The 19,108-nt window shown below is 66.4% G+C and carries 19 protein-coding genes; 12 read left to right on the top strand and 7 right to left on the bottom strand.

The features are described from left to right. Positions 1 to 65 precede the first annotated feature (65 nt). Positions 66 to 1,592: a glycoside hydrolase family 57 protein gene (locus VFH65_RS24080; protein WP_353324874.1), complete on the bottom strand. Its 1,527-nt coding sequence runs from the start codon at positions 1,590 to 1,592 to the stop codon at positions 66 to 68. After that, a complete protein-coding gene (locus VFH65_RS24075; RefSeq protein ID WP_353324872.1) occupies positions 1,589 to 2,371 on the bottom strand; it encodes a class I SAM-dependent methyltransferase in 783 nt (260 codons plus the stop codon). Before VFH65_RS24075 ends, VFH65_RS24080 begins: the two co-directional genes overlap by 4 nt. Before the next feature lie 195 nt (positions 2,372 to 2,566). Between VFH65_RS24075 and VFH65_RS24070 the strand changes: the two genes are divergently transcribed. From VFH65_RS24070 to mnmA, 6 genes are all read left to right on the top strand, one after another. Continuing rightward, positions 2,567 to 3,367, top strand: coding sequence for an electron transfer flavoprotein subunit beta/FixA family protein (locus tag VFH65_RS24070; protein ID WP_353324871.1), 801 nt, complete (start codon positions 2,567 to 2,569; stop codon positions 3,365 to 3,367). A gap of 59 nt (positions 3,368 to 3,426) precedes the next feature. After that, a complete protein-coding gene (locus tag VFH65_RS24065; RefSeq protein ID WP_353324869.1) occupies positions 3,427 to 4,383 on the top strand; it encodes an electron transfer flavoprotein subunit alpha/FixB family protein in 957 nt (318 codons plus the stop codon). Between the two features lie 132 nt (positions 4,384 to 4,515). After that, positions 4,516 to 5,352: a GNAT family N-acetyltransferase gene (locus VFH65_RS24060; protein ID WP_353324867.1), complete on the top strand. Its 837-nt coding sequence runs from the start codon at positions 4,516 to 4,518 to the stop codon at positions 5,350 to 5,352. Further along, positions 5,346 to 6,179, top strand: coding sequence for a lysophospholipid acyltransferase family protein (locus tag VFH65_RS24055; protein WP_353324943.1), 834 nt, complete (start codon positions 5,346 to 5,348; stop codon positions 6,177 to 6,179). Before VFH65_RS24060 ends, VFH65_RS24055 begins: the two co-directional genes overlap by 7 nt. 45 nt (positions 6,180 to 6,224) lie before the next feature. Beyond that, complete coding sequence (locus tag VFH65_RS24050; protein WP_353324865.1) at positions 6,225 to 7,421, top strand: cysteine desulfurase family protein; 1,197 nt, start codon at positions 6,225 to 6,227, stop codon at positions 7,419 to 7,421. Next, positions 7,421 to 8,506, top strand: a complete 1,086-nt coding sequence (mnmA, locus tag VFH65_RS24045) for a tRNA 2-thiouridine(34) synthase MnmA (protein WP_353324864.1) — start codon at positions 7,421 to 7,423, stop codon at positions 8,504 to 8,506. Before VFH65_RS24050 ends, mnmA begins: the two co-directional genes overlap by 1 nt. Here mnmA and VFH65_RS24040 read toward each other — a convergent pair. The 3 genes from VFH65_RS24040 to VFH65_RS24030 form a co-directional block, all read right to left on the bottom strand. Next, positions 8,503 to 9,471, bottom strand: a complete 969-nt coding sequence (locus VFH65_RS24040) for a helix-turn-helix domain-containing protein (RefSeq protein WP_353324862.1) — start codon at positions 9,469 to 9,471, stop codon at positions 8,503 to 8,505. The genes mnmA and VFH65_RS24040 overlap by 4 nt on opposite strands. A gap of 282 nt (positions 9,472 to 9,753) precedes the next feature. After that, positions 9,754 to 9,942, bottom strand: coding sequence for a hypothetical protein (locus VFH65_RS24035; protein WP_353324861.1), 189 nt, complete (start codon positions 9,940 to 9,942; stop codon positions 9,754 to 9,756). Between the two features lie 104 nt (positions 9,943 to 10,046). Continuing rightward, positions 10,047 to 10,691, bottom strand: a complete 645-nt coding sequence (locus VFH65_RS24030) for a sensor domain-containing protein (protein ID WP_353324859.1) — start codon at positions 10,689 to 10,691, stop codon at positions 10,047 to 10,049. A gap of 53 nt (positions 10,692 to 10,744) precedes the next feature. Here VFH65_RS24030 and VFH65_RS24025 point away from each other — a divergent pair, with 53 nt between their 5' ends. From VFH65_RS24025 to VFH65_RS24010, 4 genes are all read left to right on the top strand, one after another. Then, complete coding sequence (locus tag VFH65_RS24025; RefSeq protein ID WP_353324857.1) at positions 10,745 to 11,755, top strand: methionine synthase; 1,011 nt, start codon at positions 10,745 to 10,747, stop codon at positions 11,753 to 11,755. A gap of 68 nt (positions 11,756 to 11,823) precedes the next feature. Further along, positions 11,824 to 12,318: an SRPBCC family protein gene (locus tag VFH65_RS24020; RefSeq protein WP_353324856.1), complete on the top strand. Its 495-nt coding sequence runs from the start codon at positions 11,824 to 11,826 to the stop codon at positions 12,316 to 12,318. Next, positions 12,315 to 12,647 (top strand): ArsR/SmtB family transcription factor, encoded by a 333-nt coding sequence (locus tag VFH65_RS24015; RefSeq protein ID WP_353324854.1) that lies wholly within the window; start codon positions 12,315 to 12,317, stop codon positions 12,645 to 12,647. Before VFH65_RS24020 ends, VFH65_RS24015 begins: the two co-directional genes overlap by 4 nt. Positions 12,648 to 12,770: 123 nt before the next feature. Then, on the top strand, positions 12,771 to 13,490 hold the full coding sequence (locus tag VFH65_RS24010) for a hypothetical protein (protein WP_353324852.1): 720 nt from the start codon (positions 12,771 to 12,773) through the stop codon (positions 13,488 to 13,490). Here the strand turns inward: VFH65_RS24010 and VFH65_RS24005 are convergent. Both VFH65_RS24005 and VFH65_RS24000 read right to left on the bottom strand, forming a co-directional pair. Beyond that, positions 13,487 to 15,094 (bottom strand): 4-coumarate--CoA ligase family protein, encoded by a 1,608-nt coding sequence (locus VFH65_RS24005; RefSeq protein WP_353324851.1) that lies wholly within the window; start codon positions 15,092 to 15,094, stop codon positions 13,487 to 13,489. The two genes, VFH65_RS24010 and VFH65_RS24005, sit on opposite strands and share 4 nt — an antisense overlap. Positions 15,095 to 15,130: 36 nt before the next feature. Next, positions 15,131 to 15,535: an MmcQ/YjbR family DNA-binding protein gene (locus VFH65_RS24000; RefSeq protein ID WP_353324849.1), complete on the bottom strand. Its 405-nt coding sequence runs from the start codon at positions 15,533 to 15,535 to the stop codon at positions 15,131 to 15,133. Between the two features lie 73 nt (positions 15,536 to 15,608). Between VFH65_RS24000 and ligA the strand changes: the two genes are divergently transcribed. Then, a complete protein-coding gene (gene ligA, locus VFH65_RS23995; protein WP_353324941.1) occupies positions 15,609 to 17,681 on the top strand; it encodes an NAD-dependent DNA ligase LigA in 2,073 nt (690 codons plus the stop codon). Positions 17,682 to 17,851: 170 nt separating this feature from the next. Continuing rightward, complete coding sequence (locus tag VFH65_RS23990; protein WP_353324847.1) at positions 17,852 to 19,099, top strand: hypothetical protein; 1,248 nt, start codon at positions 17,852 to 17,854, stop codon at positions 19,097 to 19,099. The last annotated feature ends 9 nt before the right edge of the window (positions 19,100 to 19,108 follow it).

The raw sequence follows: 19,108 nt of genomic DNA, 5'->3' as shown, positions 1-19,108 counted from the left end.
GCTTGCGAGGGGAACACGGTCGTCCCCTACTTTCGTGTGGGCCCACGCGGGGGTGGAGGAACGGGTCATCGGGGGAGCCGCCGCGCGTCGAGGGCGCCGAACAAACCGTCGGCGCGGTTCCAGCCGTCGGCCAGGCGCTGTGCGTGCTCGCGTCGGCCAGACGCCAGCGCGCCGGCGATCTCGCGGGTGGCGTGCGCGTGCAGGTGTGCGCGGTAGCGCGCATAGTCGGCGGCGGAGTCCTTGCTGACCATGAACGGCCAGTCGCTGGAAACGGTCAGCAGCGTTTCGCGCAGGATCTGGTCGGCGACGAAATCCCTTGGCGTGGGGGAGCCCAGCGATGCGCTTTGCTCCAATGCCTTGTCCACGGTGGTCAGTGCGGTGTCGACGACTTCACCGTTGAGCTGGACGATATCGGCGACCTGCTCGCCGGCCCATACCTGCCAGTCCTTGCCCGAACCCCAAGAGCTGGGCGGTAACTCGACAGACGAGCCGACGAACCCGTCTGCGACCGCGTCGTTGAGCGTGCCGACGCGCACACCGGCCGCGGGCAGCGCACGCAGTACCCGTTCCAACCACACCGGGCCCTCGTACCACCAATGGCCGAACAATTCGGTGTCGAAAGCGGCCACCACGTGCGCGGGCCGGCCGATTCGGTCGCTCTCGGCGATGAGCCGCTGCCTCACCACATCGACGAAATCGGCGACGTGGACGTCGATTGCCTGGTCTGCGCGCTCCGGGTCGTACGGCGCTTTGGCTTCAGACGGCACGCTGCGGCCGGTGACACGGGCCGGCTTCAGGCCGGTGACGTGGTCGTAGGTGTGGAAGTCGCGATATGCGGCATGGCCGGGGTAGCCGGACTTCGGCGACCACACCCGGTAGCTGACCTGCAGGTCGCGGCCGAACGCGACGACACCGGAGTTCGCAACCGGCCGGCCAAGGGCGGTATCGCCGTGCAGTGACGGGCCGTCGACCATGAAATGCCCGACACCTGCTGCGGCGTAATCGATTTCCATGCCGGGCGCGTACGCACACTCCGGCGCCCAGATGCCTCGCGGTGTGTGCGCGAAGCGCTGCTGGGCGTCGGCCAAACCCTCGCGCAGCGCGAACTCCCGCAGTCGCGGATTCAGCAGCGGTTGGAACGGATGCGACAGCGGGCCGCCGAGCAGTTCGATGGTGCCGGCGTCGAGCAGCTCACGCAGCAGTGGGCTGCCGCCGTGCTGCCACAGCGTCGCGAAATCGTCAAGCTCACGGTCGGCTTCGGCGTGCTCGCGAATCCCTAGCTCTCGCAACGGGTCTCGCAACGTCGTCGCCTCGAGGGCACGTAGCTGCCAGTTGGCCAGCCAGTGATGCATACCCGTCAAGCTGTACGGGTCGTCGAGCTGCGCGGTGACCACCGGCGTCATCCCGAGCGTCAGCAAATGATGACGACCTTCGGCGGCCAGGGTGCGCAGCACCCGCATCAGCGGCAGGTATGCCGCCGACCACGACTGGTAGAGCCACTCCTCGCCGACCGGCCAGCGACCGTGATGCGCCAGCCACGGCAGGTGTGTGTGGAGGACGAGTGTGAACAGACCCGGAGCCTTGTCAGTCACGGCCGCACCGCGATCGCCACCAGATCCAGACTGTCGTCGATATTGCGGTCCGCGGCGTCGACGAGGTCGAAGTCGTCGGTGGTCACCGAGGCGACGTCGGCGAGCAGGTCATCGGGCCACGGCGCGTCGGCCACCGCCCGGGCGATCTGGGCGTCGATGATCGAGCCGCCGTGCCGGGCATCCAGCTCGGCGAGGCGCTCACCATGAAAGACCCCGTACATGCCTTCGATTTGGAACCCGGCGGAGGTGAGCAGCTCCGTCAGCTCGTCGGCGTTGAGCTCGCGCGTGTGGAACGGGTTGATCGGGGTGTCGCGGCCAGGGGAGAAGGTGACCCGGTTGGGTGTCGACATCAGCAGCACGCCGCCTGGCCGCAGCACGCGAAGACACTCGGCGACGAATTGGCCTTGGTCCCAGAGGTGTTCGATCACCTGAAAATTGACCACGACGTCCACGGCAGCGTCGGGCAGCGGCAGTGAAGCCAGATTGCCGTGCAGCATCTCCACCCGCGGATAGCGCGCCTTCACATGCGCCACCGCCGACTCGTCGTAATCCAGCCCGATGACGCGCCGCGCCACGTCGGCGATCAGGTCGGCGCCGTAGCCCTCTCCGCAGCCCGCCTCGAGCACATCGCGCCCGCCGCAGCGGTCGGCCAGGCGCTCATAGACCACCTCATGGCGGCGGAACCAATAGTTTTCCTCCGCCAACCCGGGGATCGTGCGTTCACCCGTCAGGGGCAACGCATCGTCCCCAAGCGGACCGTTGGTAACAGAAGCGCTCATTGGAAGGCAGGCTAACGCGAATCGGCCCGATGGCGAACGGTTCACCGCCTACGGGGAGCCGGAACGCAAACTTCGACCAGCTATGGTGTTCCTGCGAACCCACTTAAGTTACCGGCGAGTAACATGGTGGTGGTTGCTTGAAACGTGGTATTGCAGGCCGGCTGCCGGCCCCTTCGAGGAGGACGAACCAGACTCATGACGAACATCGTGGTCCTGATCAAACAGGTCCCAGACACGTGGTCGGAGCGCAAGCTGACCGACGGCGATTTCACCCTCGACCGCGAGGCCGCCGACGCCGTGCTCGACGAGATCAACGAGCGCGCCGTTGAAGAGGCGCTGCTGATCAAGGAGAAGGAAGCCGCCAACGGCACCGAGAGCACTGTGACTGTGCTCACAGCCGGCCCCGAGCGCGCGACCGAGGCAATCCGCAAGGCGCTGTCGATGGGTGCCGACAAGGCCGTGCACCTGCTCGACGACGGCATGCACGGCTCCGACGTCGTCCAGACCGGCTGGGCGCTGGCCCGTGCGCTGGGCACCATCGAGGGCACCGAACTCGTGATCGCCGGCAACGAGGCGACCGACGGTGTCGGCGGCGCGGTTCCGGCCGTTATCGCCGAGTACCTCGGCCTGCCGCAGCTCACCCACCTTCGCAAGGTGTCCGTCGAGGGCGGCACGGTCAGCGGCGAGCGTGAGACCGACGACGGCGTGTTCACCGTCGAAGCTCCGCTGCCCGCGGTGGTCAGCGTGAACGAGAAGATCAACGAGCCTCGCTTCCCGTCCTTCAAGGGCATCATGGCCGCCAAGAAGAAGGAAGTGACGACGCTGACGCTGGCCGAGATCGGCGTCGAGGCCGACGAGGTGGGTGTCGCCAACGCCGGTTCCAAGGTGCTGTCGTCGACGCCGAAGCCGCCCAAGACCGCGGGCGAGAAGGTCAGCGACGAGGGCGACGGCGGCACGAAGATCGCCGAGTACCTGGTTGCTCAAAAATTGATCTAGCAAATCATCTAGCTCGAGTTCTCCTAGGCCCCAAGACATTAGAAAGACACTGAAGACTCATGGCTGAAGTACTAGTGCTCGTTGAGCACGCAGAAGGTGCGCTGAAGAAGATCAGCGCCGAACTGATCACCGCCGCCCGTGTGCTTGGTGAACCCGCCGCAGTCGTGGTGGGTAAGCCGGGTACCGCCGAGCCGCTCGTCGAGGGCTTGAAAGCGGCTGGCGCCGCCAAGATCTACGTCGCCGAGTCCGACGACGCCGAGAACTACCTGGTCACGCCGTACGTTGACGTGCTGGCATCGCTGGCCGAATCCGCCAGTCCTGCGGGTGTGCTGCTGGCCGCCAGCGCCGACGGCAAGGAGATCGGCGGTCGACTGGCCGCCCGTCTCGGGGCCGGCCTGCTCGTCGACGTCGTCGACGTCAAAGAGGGCGCCAAGGGCGTGCACTCCATCTTCGGTGGCGCCTTCACCGTCGAGGCCCAGGTTCCTGGCGAGCTCGCGGTGATTACGGTGCGCCCCGGCGCAATCGAGGCCGCCCCCGCCGATGGCGCCGGTGAGGTCGTCAACGTCGAGGTTCCGGCGCAGGCCGAAAATGCGACGAAGATCACTGCCCGTCAGCCCGCGGTGGCCGGCGACCGTCCGGAGCTCACCGAGGCCACCGTCGTCGTCTCCGGCGGCCGCGGTGTCGGCAGCGCGGAGAACTTCAAGGTCGTCGAGGATTTGGCCGACTCGCTCGGCGCTGCGGTCGGTGCCTCTCGCGCGGCCGTCGACTCCGGCTACTACCCGGGCCAGTTCCAGGTGGGCCAGACCGGCAAGACCGTGTCGCCGCAGCTCTACATCGCGTTGGGCATTTCCGGGGCGATCCAGCACCGGGCCGGCATGCAGACCTCGAAGACGATCATCGCCGTCAACAAGGACGAAGAGGCGCCGATCTTCGAGATCGCCGATCTGGGCATCGTCGGCGACCTGTTCAAGGTCACCCCGCAGCTGACCGAGGCGGTCAAGGCTCGCAAGGGCTAATTCCTTTCTACGAATTGGGCGTGCTCGGTCGCGGTAGGCGCGACTGGGCACGCCCAACTCGTCACCCAGCGTGCACGGACACGTCACGCACCCGATGCCATCCGGAGACCCGGCTAGGCGACCGTGCTGGCTATGAGCACTGCTTCTGTACTCATCGCCGCAGATCATTCGACCCAAGCAGCAGATACCCCTCGCTACACCCTGCTGCTGTCCACCGACCCTGCGCTCATCGAAGCTGCGCAGCGCCTTCGTCACGACGTGTTCACCTCCGAGCCGGGATTCGACTTGGCGGGTGCTCTCGACGGACGTGACGCCGATCGCTTCGACGAACACTGCGACCATCTCCTTGTCCGCGAGGACAACTCCGGCGAACTGGTCGGCTGCTACCGGATGCTGCCGCCACCGGGCGCCATCGCCGCTGGGAGTCTTTACACCGCAACCGAATTCGACGTCTCCGCGCTCGATGCGCTGCGGCCGTCCCTTGTCGAGATGGGCCGCGCTGTGGTGCGGGAAGACCATCGCAACGGCGCCGTCGTGCTGCTGATGTGGGCCGGCATCCTGGCCTACCTCGATCGCTGCGGCTACGACTACGTCACCGGCTGCGTGTCAGTGCCCGTCCATGGCGCCGACGACGAGACACCGGGCAGCCAGATTCGGGGCGTGCGCGACTTCGTGCAGCGACGCCACGCCGCCCCCGCGGAATACACCGTGCACCCGTACCGGCCTGTCACGGTCGACGGCAGGGGCCTCGACGACATCGCTCCACCGGCCAGGGTCGCCGTTCCGCCGCTCATGCGCGGCTACCTGCGATTGGGCGCGCAGGTGTGCGGCGAGCCCGCTCACGACCCCGACTTCGGGGTGGGCGACTTCCCGGCCCTGCTGGACAAGCGCCAGGCCGACACCCGCTACCTGCGCAGGCTGCGGTCGGTGGGCGCGGCGGCAGCGATGGCCGGCGGGAGCGAATCGTGACCGTCGAGCACGCCTGGCTGCCGCGGGCGGCCTGCGACGCCAGCTGCGTCGCTACGGGCGCGGCAACGTCTGGCCAGCGGGTCGTGGTCGCTTGGCGCGTCGCGATCAGGGCCACTTTCGCGGTGCTGCTGCTGTCGGCAACGCCGTTGCTCGCCGTTCCGATGCCGGGTCGCTCCCACATCCAGCGGGGCTACTGCCGGCTGATGTTGCGCTGCCTTGGCGTGCGAATCACCGTGTCCGGTGGGCCGATTCGCAATCTGTCTGGCGTGCTGGTGGTCAGCGGGCATGTGTCATGGGTGGACATCTTCGCGATCGGCTCGGTCATGCCAGGACGGTTCGTCGCCCGCGCCGATCTCGTCGACTGGATCGGCCTGGGAATGGTGGCCCGCCTGATGAAGGTCATTCCGATCGACCGCGCGAACCTGCGCCGGCTACCCGAGGTGGTGGGCACGGTGGCCGACCGGCTGCGTGCCGGCCAGACGGTGGTGGCGTTTCCCGAAGGCACCACCTGGTGCGGCCTTGCATACGGCCAGTTCCGTCCTGCGATGTTCCAGGCGGCTGTCGATGCGGGCAGGCCGGTCCAGCCGTTGCGGCTGACCTACCACCATCGCGACGGAAGGCCGTCGACCGTCGCCGCCTATGTGGGCGATGACACACTGCTCGCGTCCATTCGGCGGCTCATCACCGCCCAGCGCACGATCGTGCGGGTGCAGGTCGAGTCGCTGCAGTTGCCCGGCACCGACCGGCGGGATCTGGCCGCTCGCTGCGAGGGCGCCGTTCGCGGCGAGGAGTCCCGGGGAGCGCACGGCCACGCACTGGTGGCCTGAGCGGATTCGGGGCGGCCGCTTCCCGGCGCGTATCCTGGAGCGGCTATGACCTCGCCGAAGTCGGTCTATCTCGATCACGCCGCCACAACCCCGATGCATCCCGCTGCCATCGAGGCGATGATCGCCGTGCTCGCGACGGTCGGCAACGCGTCGTCACTGCACGGCACCGGCCGGGTGGCCCGCCGCCGAATGGAGGAGTCCCGCGAGACACTCGCCAAACTCCTAGGCGCGCGTCCGTCGGAAGTGGTGTTCACCGCAGGCGGCACCGAGAGTGACAACCTTGCCGTCAAGGGCATCTACTGGGCCCGCCGTGACGCCGAACCGCTGCGGCGCAGGATTGTGACCACTCCGGTCGAGCATCACGCGGTGCTCGACGCTGTACAGTGGCTCGCCGAACACGAAGGCGCCGAGGTGACCTGGCTGCCGGTTGGTGAAGACGGATCGGTTGCGCCTGCGGCTCTGCGCGAGGCGCTGCAGGACCACGACGACGTTGCCCTGGTGTCCATCATGTGGGCGAACAACGAGGTCGGAACCATCATGCCGATCGCCGAATTGGCCGCCATCGCAGCTGAATTCGACGTCCCCATGCACAGTGACGCGATCCAGGCCGTCGGCCAGATCGCCGTTGACTTCGGTGCCAGCGGGCTGTCCGCGATGAGCATCGCGGCGCACAAGTTCGGCGGACCCACCGGTGTCGGCGCGCTGCTGCTGCGCCGCGACACGGCGTGCATGCCTCTGCTGCATGGGGGCGGTCAGGAGCGCGATGTCCGTTCGGGCACACCGGATGTCGCCGGTGCCGTGGCGATGGCTGCGGCCGCGAAGGTGGCGGTCGACGGCTTGGAGGCCAACGCCGCTCGTGTGCAGCAGCTACGCGACCGGTTGGTCGACGGCGTGCTGTCCGGGATGGACGACGTCCACCTCAACGGCGCGACCGGCGCCGGGCGGCTGCCGGGCAACGCGCACTTCACATTCCGCGGCTGCGAGGGTGACTCGCTGTTGATGCTGTTGGACGCCAAGGGAATCGAGTGCTCGACCGGCTCGGCGTGCACCGCGGGTGTGGCGCAGCCGTCGCACGTGCTGATCGCGATGGGCGCCGACCCGGTCAGCGCCCGCGGATCGCTACGACTGTCATTCGGTCACACGAGTACCGAAGCCGATGTCGATGCCGCGCTGGCGGTACTACCGGCGGCGGTCGAGCGGGCGCGGCAGGCGGTACTCGCCAGTTCGGGAGTGGTCGACTAGTGCGCGTTCTGGTCGCAATGAGCGGCGGCGTCGACTCGTCGGTCGCCGCGGCGCGGATGGTCGACTCCGGTCACGATGTGGTCGGTGTTCACCTGGCGTTGTCGTCGGCACCGGGCACACTGCGCACCGGATCGCGCGGATGCTGCTCGAAAGAAGACGCAGGCGACGCCCGGCGCGTGGCCGATGTGCTCGACATCCCTTTCTACGTGTGGGATTTCGCCGACCGCTTTGCCGAAGACGTCATCGACGACTTCGTCGAGTCCTATGCACGCGGCGAGACACCGAACCCGTGCGTGCGCTGCAACGAGCGAATCAAGTTCTCCGCGTTGGCGGCCCGCGCACTGGCACTCGGCTTCGACGCCGTCGCCACCGGCCACTACGCACGGTTGTCCGAAGGACGGCTGCGTCGCGCCGTCGACGCTGACAAGGACCAGTCGTATGTGCTCGGCGTGCTGACGGCTGATCAGTTGCGCCACGCGGTCTTTCCGATCGGCGACACACCCAAACCGCAGATCCGCGAGGAGGCCGCCAGGCGCGGGCTGGCCGTAGCGGAGAAGCCGGACAGCCATGACATTTGCTTCATCCCGTCCGGCGACACCCGCGCGTTTCTCGGTGCGCGGATCGGCGTGCGCCCAGGCGCGGTCGTCGACGGCAGCGGCAGGGTGCTAGCCGAACACGAAGGCGTACACGGCTTTACCATCGGTCAGCGTAAGGGCCTGGGAATCGCCGGGCCGGGACCCGACGGACGCCCGCGCTACGTGACGGGCATCGACGCCGCCACCGGCACGGTGCGCGTCGGTGACTCCGCGGACCTCGAGGTGTGGGAGCTGACCGGGGAGCGGCCGGTGCTCACCTCGGGTACCGCGCCCACAGGTCCGATGGAGTGCGTGGTGCAGGTTCGCGCCCACGGAGGTCTGGCTGACGGCGTTGCCGAAGTTCGCGACGGGCGGATCGAGGTCGCCCTGCGCACTGCGCTGCGTGGCGTGGCACCTGGCCAGACGATGGTGCTCTACCGCCCAGACCCCGACGGCGATGAAGTGATCGGCAGCGCGACGATCGCCGGGAGTGCGTCCGAGGCAAGCTAGTGCACCTCAGCGAAGCAGCTGCGGTATTCGCTTGGCGTCGTCCGCAACTGGCGGACGAAGTGGTGCCGATACGTCACCGCGGATTCGAAGCCGACCCGCGTGGCGATCTGCTCGATCGACAATGACGACGATTCCAACAGGGCGAGGCTCGCCTGGATCCGTTGTTCGATCAGCCACTTGATGGGCGTGGTTCCAGTAGCTTTCGCGAACTGCCGCAAGTAGCTGCGCCGTGACAACGCTGATTGCGTGGCCAAGTCGTCCAACGTGATAGGCGCGTCCAGATTCGCCAGTGCCCACGCCATTCCCGCAGCGATACGTCCGTCCGCCGTGGGTTCCGGCACCGGAGTTTCGATGTACTGGGCTTGTCCACCGGCTCGGTGGGGTGAGATCACCAAGCGCCTGGCTACGTCATTGGCGATTCGGACGCCGTGATCTGAGCGGACGATGTGCAGACACAGGTCCAAGCCGGCCGCGCATCCTGCACTGGTGAGTACGTTTCCTCCGTCGACATACAGCGGCGCGGGATCGACATCGATCTCCGGATAACGCGCTTGGAGCAGATCCACGTAAATCCAGTGAGTCGTGGCCTGCCGGCCGTCGAGCACGCCCGCGGCGGCCAGCGCGAACGCCCCAGAGCAGATGGACACCAGTCGCGATTTTCGTTCATGTGCGGTCCGGATCGCCTCGATGAGTTCGGGCGACGGCGGCTCCGTCACGTCTCGAACGCTGGGAATGATCACGGTGTCGGCTGCCGCTAGATCGGCCAAACCGTAAGGGGTATGCACAGTGGCGCCACCCAGCATTCGTACCTCGGGTGTTTGCGCGCACAACTTGACCGAGTACCACGGTCGCGAAATGCCGGCAGAGAACATCTCCGACAGTTCAGTGATCCCGAAAATCTCTGCCGCCAGACCAGACTCGAAACCAGACATCCCGTCGTAGGCCAGGATCGCCACCGAATGCATGTCACTATGTTAGCGAACATCGGCACTAGTGCCACTGTTGCCGCGGCCGTATGCGGGTCAGGATCGAAAGATGCTGTATCAGAGGACATCTCTTTGGAGTCGAATCCGTCGCCACCGCGGATTCCAGCTTCTGGCTGCCTTCTTCGCTGGGCTCCACGCCGGTAACGGGCTGGCACATGGCGTGCATCCTCCGCAGAAATCCATGGCCAGGGCCACGCGGAGGTCAGTCGTGCCGGGCAGCGGCCCCCGCGCCTAGAGCTGGAATAGAAACAGCTTGTGCTGCTAGGGCTTTCGGGCGCGCCATCCGGCGAATGCGGTGGCGATTCCGATCAACGCGATGATCGGTCCGAGGATGGACCACGTGGTGGTGTTGCTCATCGGGCTACCGCCCACCGCGCCAAATCCCTGCAGCGTGAACAGCAGACCGAACAGTGCGACGAGCACGCCGATTACAACGATGACAATGCGCATGGCTCGACAGTAGCTGCACTCTCTTGTGCGACGAACGTTCCTTACCATCCGAAAATTGGCCGAAATATCGAGCGGTACGGAACGTTCGCGGCAAGAAACGCAGACTAGTCCGGCACGTTGGCCAGGATGTTCGTCATCACGATGTCGGGCACCGAAGCGGGGAACGCGCACGACGTCACCTCGACCAGCACCACCGACTTCAGCCGGTAGTCGCGCCCGCAGCCGCTGTTGGGAAGGGTCTGCACCGAATCGGCCGTGGCCGTCCACTCGCCGACGAACATGGGCCCGAATGCTGTCGAGCCGCAGCCGTCGACCAAACCGACCAGGCCGTCGAATGCGCGCCGCGCGGTGTCGCGGTCACGGTAGGCCGCCGCACCCTCGGAGATGATGCCGCCCTCGGGCGGATACTGGAACGTCGTCTTGTGAAACTCCTCGACGTCCGGGCCGAAGGTCTGAGTCTCGGCGAAGATCCACTTACATTGCGGCGGAGCGGTTTCCGCGAATTGGTCGATATCGACCGGAATCTTGCCGTCCATGCTCGGGATGATGGTGAGGTCTTGGCCGCCCCCTGTGATCGCGCGCATCTGTGATTGGTCGAGCATGATGGTCTCGACATCGACGGGCGACAACGAGTCGTCGTCGATGCCGGGTATGGCCAGCATTGCGTTACCAGTGACTACGTGCGTGCAGCCCGCCGTCAACAACGCCGCCGCGCACCAGACCATCAATGGTCTGGCCGATATGGACATGGCGCCGTCCCCTTCCCGGATCGACATTAGCCCGATCGAATAGTGTTCAACGAGTGAGCGTTTTCGCGGCGGGGACCGGCATCGGATCGTGGCCGGGAACGTCGCCGCGCGAGGCCGCCGAAATCGTCATCGGAGAATTGCACACTCTGCCGCATCTCGCGGAACTACCTGCCCGCGGCGTCGGCGCCGACATCATCGGCAGGGCCGCCGCGCTGTTGGTCGACATCGGCATCGACACCGTGCCTCGCGGATATCGCATCGCATCCGGACGCAGCGCGGTCGCCCGGCGGGCAATCAGCCTGCTCGACGAGGACATCGACGCGCTCGAGGAGGCATGGGAGAAAGCCGGCCTGCGGGGAGCGTCACGGACAGTAAAGATCCAGGCGCCGGGCCCCATCACCCTGGCCGCACAGCTCGAACTGCCCGGGGGACACCGCGCCATCACTGACGCCGGCGCACTGCGTGATCTCGCCGGGTCACTGGCTGAGGGTGTTGCGGCTCATCGCGCGCAGATTGCCCGACGGCTCGAAACCACGGTCGTCGTGCAGTTCGACGAGCCGTCATTGCCTGCCGCGCTCGAGGGCCGGCTGACCGGGGTCACAAGCTTCAGCCCAGTGCATCCCGTCGACGAATCGGTGGCCACCGCGCTGTTGGACGAATGTGTCGCCACCGTGGGCGCAGAAGTGGTTCTACACAGCTGCTCACCCGAGCTGCCGTGGAAGATGCTGCAGCGCAGCACTATTCATGCTGTATCGGTCGATGTCCAGACACTGAAACCCGCCGATCTCGACGGCATCGGCGAGTTCATCGACTCTGGTCGCACCGTTCTGTTAGGCGTTGTCGCCTCAACCAGGCCCGAAAAGCTGCCCTCAACCGAGGAGCTGGCGAAGTCGACCGTCTCAATCACCGATCGGCTCGGGTTCGCGCGGTCGGTGCTGCGCGAGCGGCTCGGAATCACACCGGCCTGCGGCCTGGCCGCGGCCACGCCCGAGTGGGCACGCAAGGCCATCGAGCTCACCCAGCAGACCGCCGATGCCATCGCCGACGACCCGGACGCCATTTAAGAAGCAACCAAAAGGTTGCGCTTTCCCGGCGACTGCGGCTAGAGTGAGAAGCAACCAGGAGGTTGCATATGGATATGGACCGGATCGAGAAAGAAGTTGTGTTGCGCGCTCCTCTGGAGCGGGTCTGGCGGGCGATCAGCGACGCCGACGAGTTCGGCCAATGGTTCGGGGTCCGCTTCGACGGCCCGTTCGTCCCCGGTGCATCGGTCACCGGCGTCATCACCCCGACGACCGTCGATGACGACGTCGCCAAGGCTCAGGAGCCCTACGCGGGTCAGGCCGACACCTGGCAGATCGTCGCGGTCGAGCCCAAACGGCGGCTGGCGTTTCGCTGGCACCCGTTCGCTGTCGAGTCGGGCACCGACCACTCGCAAGAGCCGACCACGTTGGTGGAGTTCACGCTCGACGAGACCGCCGAGGGAGTGCTGCTGCGCATCGTGGAGTCCGGTTTCGAAGCCATCCCGGCCGACCGTCGGGCGTCGGCGTTCGAGGGCAACAGCGAGGGTTGGGCCGCACAAACCGAACTGGTGCGGAAGTACCTCGCACTCAGCGAGAAGGTGTGAGCGCTTCGGCGGTTTCTGCGGACAAGGCCCCGTTGTTCGACGCGCTCGGCGACCCGAACCGCCTGCGCATCATCACCCGGCTGTGCGACCGCGGACCGTGCTCAACCACTGAGGTCACGCAGGTGGTCGCGGTGAGTCGGCAGGCGGCGACCAAACATCTGGTGCTGCTGGAGGCGGTGGGGCTGGTGAGCAGTCAGCGCAAGGGCAGGGAGCGCATCTGGCGGGTACGTCCGCAACCGCTTAACGACGCCAGCATTTACCTCACCGCGTTGTCGCAGCGCTGGGATCGGGCGATCGACCGGTTGCGCTCCTACGTTGAGGAGGAGTAGCACCGACGATCGCGTCAATTTTGCGTGTTTGTCGGAGACCCCGGGTAGACCTCGCGTCGGCATGTAAGAATGCATTGCGCATGACGTTGGCTGGTCTTTGCCACTAGCGGGGAAGAGGAACTTGTGGCCCGATCCAACCCACGCCTCGTGGTAGGCGTTGGTGCCGTCTCGGCGTTTTTGCTGTTCGGTGGGCCCGGCGTAGCGGCGGCAATCGCCGATCCGGGCCACTCGGGTCGCGGGGACAGAGACAGCTCGGACCGCAATTGGGGCGACGCTGGCAGCGGGTCGAAGCGCGGCGATTACGACCGCGGTGACCGCCGTGGCGGTGGCGGTGACAACCGAAAGTCCGATGGTGGTTTCGGCGGCGACGATGGCGGACCGAGCTTCGGTAACACCGACGGCCCGCAGTCTCGAGTGGGGTCCGGGCGTACCGATGTCCAACAGCTCTCGCCGGAGACTGGCTCCGGGTCCAACGATCGGTCGGGCTCCGATCACCCTGGCTCACCCTCGTCGAAGTTCGAGCCGCCGAAGGTGACTGTCGGAAACGGCCGGTCGCCCGGCATTCAGGACGACGACCGCGAACCCCGCAACTGGGCCCCCGCGCCCGAACCCGCGCCTGAACCTCCACCGCCCCCGCCGCCCGCGCCGGCACCGCCGTCGTGGGTCGACCGGATCTACACGCCGCCGGCGATGCCGAAGCAACTGGGCGTCACACCGGCGTCGAGTCTGGCCGACCCGCTGTGGGGCATCGCCGGGCTGTTGCTGATACCTGCCGCGGGCGCGGTGCTCGGTTACCGCCAGGCCCGCGCGGCGAAAGCGGCCGCGGAGCTAGGCCGGCATTAACTGGCCCGCAAGTCCTTGCGCAGGATCTTGCCCGAGGCCGACTTCGGAATGGCCTCGATGAACTCGACCTGACGCACCTTCTTGTACGGCGCGACTTGACCGGCGACGAACTCCATCACCTGGTCCGCGGTCAGATCCTCTCCGGATTGCTTGACCACGAACGCTTTTGGCACCTCTTCACCCTCGTCGTCATTGACGCCGACCACCGCCGCGTCGGCGATCGCCGGATGGCTCAGCAGCACCGCCTCCAACTCGGCGGGTGGCACCTGGTATCCCTTGTACTTGATCAGCTCCTTGAGGCGGTCGACGATGTACACGCAGCCATTCGCGTCGACCTGGGCGAGGTCGCCGGTGTGCAACCAACCGTCGTCGTCGATGGTCTCCCTGGTGGCCTTCTCATTGTTGAGGTATCCGGCCATCACATTGGGCCCCTTGAACCACAGCTCCCCGGTCTCGCTGAGACCCTCTGTGGGAACATCGATTTCGTCGCCGGTCTCCGGGTTGATGATCTTGGAGGCGGCGTTGGATACGGTCCACCCGACCGAGCTCAGCGGCGCGGTCGTCTTCATGTCGTGCGCGCCGGCGTCGAACGGGGTGATGTGGCTGACGGGGCTCAGTTCGCTCATGCCGTAGCCCTGGACAACGCGGCAGCCCAGTCGCGCCGCGACGGCGCGGCCGAGATCTGCGTCCAGCGGGGCGGCGCCCGACATGACGGTGTTCAGCGACGAGAGGTCGTACTCGTCGATCAGTGGGTGCTTGGCGAGCGCGACGGCCACCGGAGGCGCGATGAACGCGATGGTGCACTTGTGATTCTGGATATTGGCAAGGAATTCGCCGAGGTCGAAACTGGGCATGATCGCCAGCCGGGCGCGAGCGTGCAGAGCGGCGTTGAGCAGCACCGTCATTCCGTAAATGTGGAAGAACGGCAGCACGGCGAGGACCACGTCGTCGGTGACCATCCCGATCAGCGGCCGGATCTGCGCGACGTTGGCAACCAGGTTGCGGTGAGTCAGCATCACACCTTTGGGGTTGCCGGTGGTTCCGGAGCTGTACGGCAGCACCGCCAGATGCGACGACGGGGCGAAGCTCACGTCTGGCGGCGGCAAACCCGGCCCCATCAGATCCTCGGCATTGGGGTGACCGCTTGCCGCCAGCCCGTCACCGTCGAGCACGACCAGGTCGCCGTCGGCCAAACCAACGGCCGCTGCCGCTTCTTTGGCCTGAGCCAGCAGGGGTGTAACCGTAACCAGCACCTTGGCTTTCGAATCGGTTAGCTGCTTGGCGATGTCCTTGGCGGTGAACAGCGCGTTGATGGTCGTTGCCGTCGCGCCCGATCGCAGGATGCCGTGGAAGGCGACCGCGAAGCCCGAGCTGTTCGGAGAAAGCAGGCCGACGACGTCGCCGACACCGATGCCGCGCCCGGCCAGTGCGCCGGCGAACGCGTCGATGCGGCCGATCATCTCGCGGTAGGAGGTCGTGCGGTCCGACTTCGTGTCGATCAGCGCCACCCGGTCCAGATCGGCGTCGTCGATGCTGCCGAACAAGTAGTCGTAGACGCTCGTGGAGGGGATGTCGACTTCAGGGAAGGGGCTCGCGAAGCTCATGGTCAACGATCGAACCATGGCATCGCGGCCGCTGGGTCAGGCTTGGTCGAGGAGCTTGATGAGTTTCTTCGGAGCGACCATCCGGAACGACGCGTCGATCAGCTCGTGTACCTCGTCCCAGTCCACCTTCTTCTTCGCCGTCAGGTCCAGCCCCAGCCATCCCGACGGGCCCATGTAGGCGGGGAAGAAGAATCGCCGGTCTTGCTCGAGGGCCTTGCGGTCGGAGTCGTCGACCTTGACCAGAATTGAGTGCGGATACTGGAGGTACTCACCCAACGTGTCGGTCTTGGCGCTGCCGCCGTACATGACGAAGATCTTCGGCGCGCAGAACACCGGCCTGCCCCACGAGATCTTCTCGAACGCCTCGGGGAAGCCCAACGCGATCTTTCGGAGCTCTGCCAGGCCGAGGTCGTCGTCGCTGAACATGATCGGGTGCGGCATGGGTTTACCCTGCCAGGCTGTCGGCGTGCTCGGCTAGCCTGCCAGGGTGAGCTCGAAGGACCCGGAAACAGCGTTGGCCGAACAGGCCGACGAAGCCCCGGACGCCGATGTCCGCCGCCGATGGCAGGAACTCGCCGACGAGGTGCGCGAGCACCAGTTCCGCTACTACGTGCGCGACGCCCCAATCATTTCGGACGCGGAGTTCGACAAACTCCTTCGCGAGCTGCAGGCGCTCGAGGACCAGCACCCCGAGCTGCGCACCCCTGATTCCCCGACGCAGCTCGTCGGCGGCGCCGGGTTCGCGACCGATTTCACGTCCGCCGACCATCTCGAGCGGATGCTCAGCCTGGACAACGTGTTCGCTCCCGAGGAGCTTGCGGCCTGGGCCGCGCGCATCAAAGGGGAGATCGGTGACGATGCGCAGTACCTGTGTGAGCTGAAGATCGACGGGGTCGCGCTGGCGCTCGTGTACCGCGACGGCCGGCTGGTTCGGGCGGCAACCCGGGGTGACGGCCGCACCGGTGAGGACGTCACGCTCAACGCCCGCACCATCGACGATATCCCCGAAAAGCTCACCGGCACCAAGGAATTCCCGGTCCCGCGCGTGCTCGAGGTGCGCGGCGAGGTGTTCTTCCGGGTCACCGACTTCGAGGATCTCAACGCAGGCCTGGTCGCGGAGGGCAAGGCGCCGTTCGCCAACCCACGCAACAGCGCAGCAGGGTCGCTGCGGCAGAAGAATCCCGCCGTCACCGCCCGGCGCAAGCTGCGGATGATCTGTCACGGCCTCGGCCATGCCGAAGGCTTCACCCCGAAGACGCTGCACGATGCGTACCGCGCCCTGAAGGCGTGGGGGCTGCCGGTATCCGAACACACCGCGAAGGTGAAGGGGCTGGACGCCGTCACCGAACGCATCGCTTATTGGGGCGAGCACCGCCACGACGTCGAGCACGAAATCGACGGTCTGGTGGTCAAAGTCGACGATGTGGCGCTGCAGCGCCGCCTCGGGTCGACGTCGCGCGCGCCGCGCTGGGCGGTGGCCTACAAGTATCCGCCAGAAGAGGCGACCACCAAGCTGCTCGACATCCGGGTCAACGTCGGGCGGACCGGTCGGGTCACCCCGTTCGCCTACATGGAGCCGGTCAAAATCGCCGGGTCGACTGTCGGACTGGCGACGTTGCACAACGCGTCTGAGGTCAAACGCAAGGGCGTGCTGATCGGCGACACGGTGGTGATCCGCAAGGCCGGCGACGTGATTCCGGAAGTTCTCGGCCCGGTTGTCGATCTGCGCGACGGCTCGCAGCGCGAATTCGAAATGCCCACAACGTGTCCCGAATGCGGCACGAAACTGGCGCCGGCGAAGGAGGGCGACGCCGACATCCGCTGCCCCAATTCCAGAACCTGTCCGGCGCAGCTGCGCGAGCGCGTGTTCCACGTCGCCAGCCGCGGGGCGCTCGACATCGAGGGCCTCGGTTACGAGGCCGGCATCGCGCTGCTGAAGTCCGGCGTCATCACCGACGAAGGTGATCTGTTCACCATCACAGCCGACGACCTGCTACGCACCGAGCTGTTCACCATCAAGGCGGGTGCAGTGTCGGCGAATGGCCAACGGCTGCTTGCCAACCTGGGCAAAGCCAAGTCTCAGCCGCTGTGGCGTGTACTCGTCGCGCTGTCCATCCGCCATGTCGGGCCTACCGCCGCGCGCGCACTGGCCACTGAGTTCGGCAGCCTCGACGCCATCAGGTCGGCTTCGGAGGAACAGCTTGCTGCCGTCGAAGGCGTCGGCCCGACGATCGCCGCCGCCGTCGTCGAGTGGTTCGGTGTCGACTGGCATCGCGCCATCGTCGACAAGTGGCAAGCCGCAGGCGTGCGGATGCACGACGAACGCGACACCAGCATCGAGCGAACGCTGGACGGCATGTCCATCGTCGTCACCGGCTCGTTGCCCGGATTCTCCCGCGATGACGCGAAGGAGGCCATCGTTGCGCGCGGCGGCAAAGCGGCCAGCTCGGTGTCGAAGAAGACCGCCTATGTGGTGGCGGGCGATTCGCCCGGCTCGAAGTACGACAAGGCCGTCGAACTCGGCGTGCCGATCCTCGACGAGGACGGCTTCCGCCGGTTGCTGGAGGGCGGTCCGGACGCCGTCTGAGCGGTTAGCCCGCTGAACATTCGTGCGCGAGAGGGCCGCGATGCATGGTTAGAATGCTGCTAATCCATTCGACCGCGCCTGATTAGACGACGGTGTGCAGTTAGCTGAGCGCCGTTCTTGACGACGGGGGACATTCCTGTGCCGCACGCACCACACCTGGGAGTTTTGCTGTGACTGATTGGTCCGGCGGAGGCCATGGCTACGGCGGCCCCAACCCGGCCGGCGGTCCGAATCCGGGCGGAGGGCACGTCCCGGGAGGCGGTTGGGACATCCCGCCGCCGAGCCCGCCGCAGCGGCCCTCCGGCCCGCCGCAACAGCAATGGCCGTCCGGCCCCCCGCAGCAGCAATGGCCCTCCGGACAGCCGCCACAGCAGCAATGGCCGTCGGGCGCGCCGCAACAGCCGCCGCCCGGCTGGCAGCAGCCTCCCGGCCAGCAGTTCGGTGAGTACGCCCCGCTAGGTGGCGGTCCTCGCCGCAATCGAAAAGCGCTCTTCATCACGATTGGTGCCGGTGTGGCCGTGGTCTTGGTGGTCGTGATCGTCGCCGCGATAGCACTGGTCGGGCGCGGTAGCGGCGGCGCGTCGGATGCGGGTGGGGCAGTGCAGGGTTACCTGGAAGCGCTCGCCAAGGGTGATGCGGAGGCCGCGTTGAGTTTCGGTGCCGACCAACCCGCGTCGAAGGAACTCCTGAGCGACGAGATCCTCAAGCAACAGATCGAGGAGATGCCGATCTCCAATATCCGCATCCTCGGCGACGATTCCGATGGCGGGATCGGCTTCGGCCAGGTCCACGTGACGGCGAGTTTCGGTGATCAAACTTCGGACACCACCTTCTTGTTGAAGAAGAACGGCGACGAATGGAGGCTCGACTCCGCCGCCGTGCGCCTGGACTTCTCGACGCAGAGCAGCATCAAGGCCATGGAGACCGTCACCGCTTTCGGCAAGCCGGTGGGCGAGTCGGTGGTCTACCTGTTTCCCGGCTTCGTGGAGTGGGGGTCGAGCAACAAGAACCTCACCGTCGAAGGCAAGCCGGTTCTGTTGGACGCGTTGACGGGTTACGCGGGCGGCAACGTTCCCGAGGTGTCCTTGAGTGACGCGGGCCGCGCTGAAATCGTCTCAAATGTCAAGGCGCTGTTGGACGAATGCGAGCGCTCGCGATCGCTCGAACCAGCGGGTTGCCCCCAGCGAGCTTACGAGTACGGCGCCGTGGATGGCACGGTGACGTGGCGAGCGCCCGACGCAAACGATGTCGAGATCAACTTCTCGCCATACGACATGAGCGCGACCGTAACGATGAGCGGTGACTTCAGCTATTCCGTTGAAGGACGCGACGGCGCGAGAGTCACTGGCACAGCGCCGTCTTCGCTTTTCGGTAAGGCCGACCTGAGTAAGAGCCCGCCCACCGTCGAGTGGAACTGACAAAGCGCT

It is taken from the genome of Mycobacterium sp., from assembly GCF_035697385.1.
Taxonomy (GTDB): Bacteria; Actinomycetota; Actinomycetes; order Mycobacteriales; family Mycobacteriaceae; genus Mycobacterium.
The sequence above is the reverse complement of the archived record's forward strand: the minus strand, read 5'-3'. Positions and strand labels throughout refer to the sequence as shown.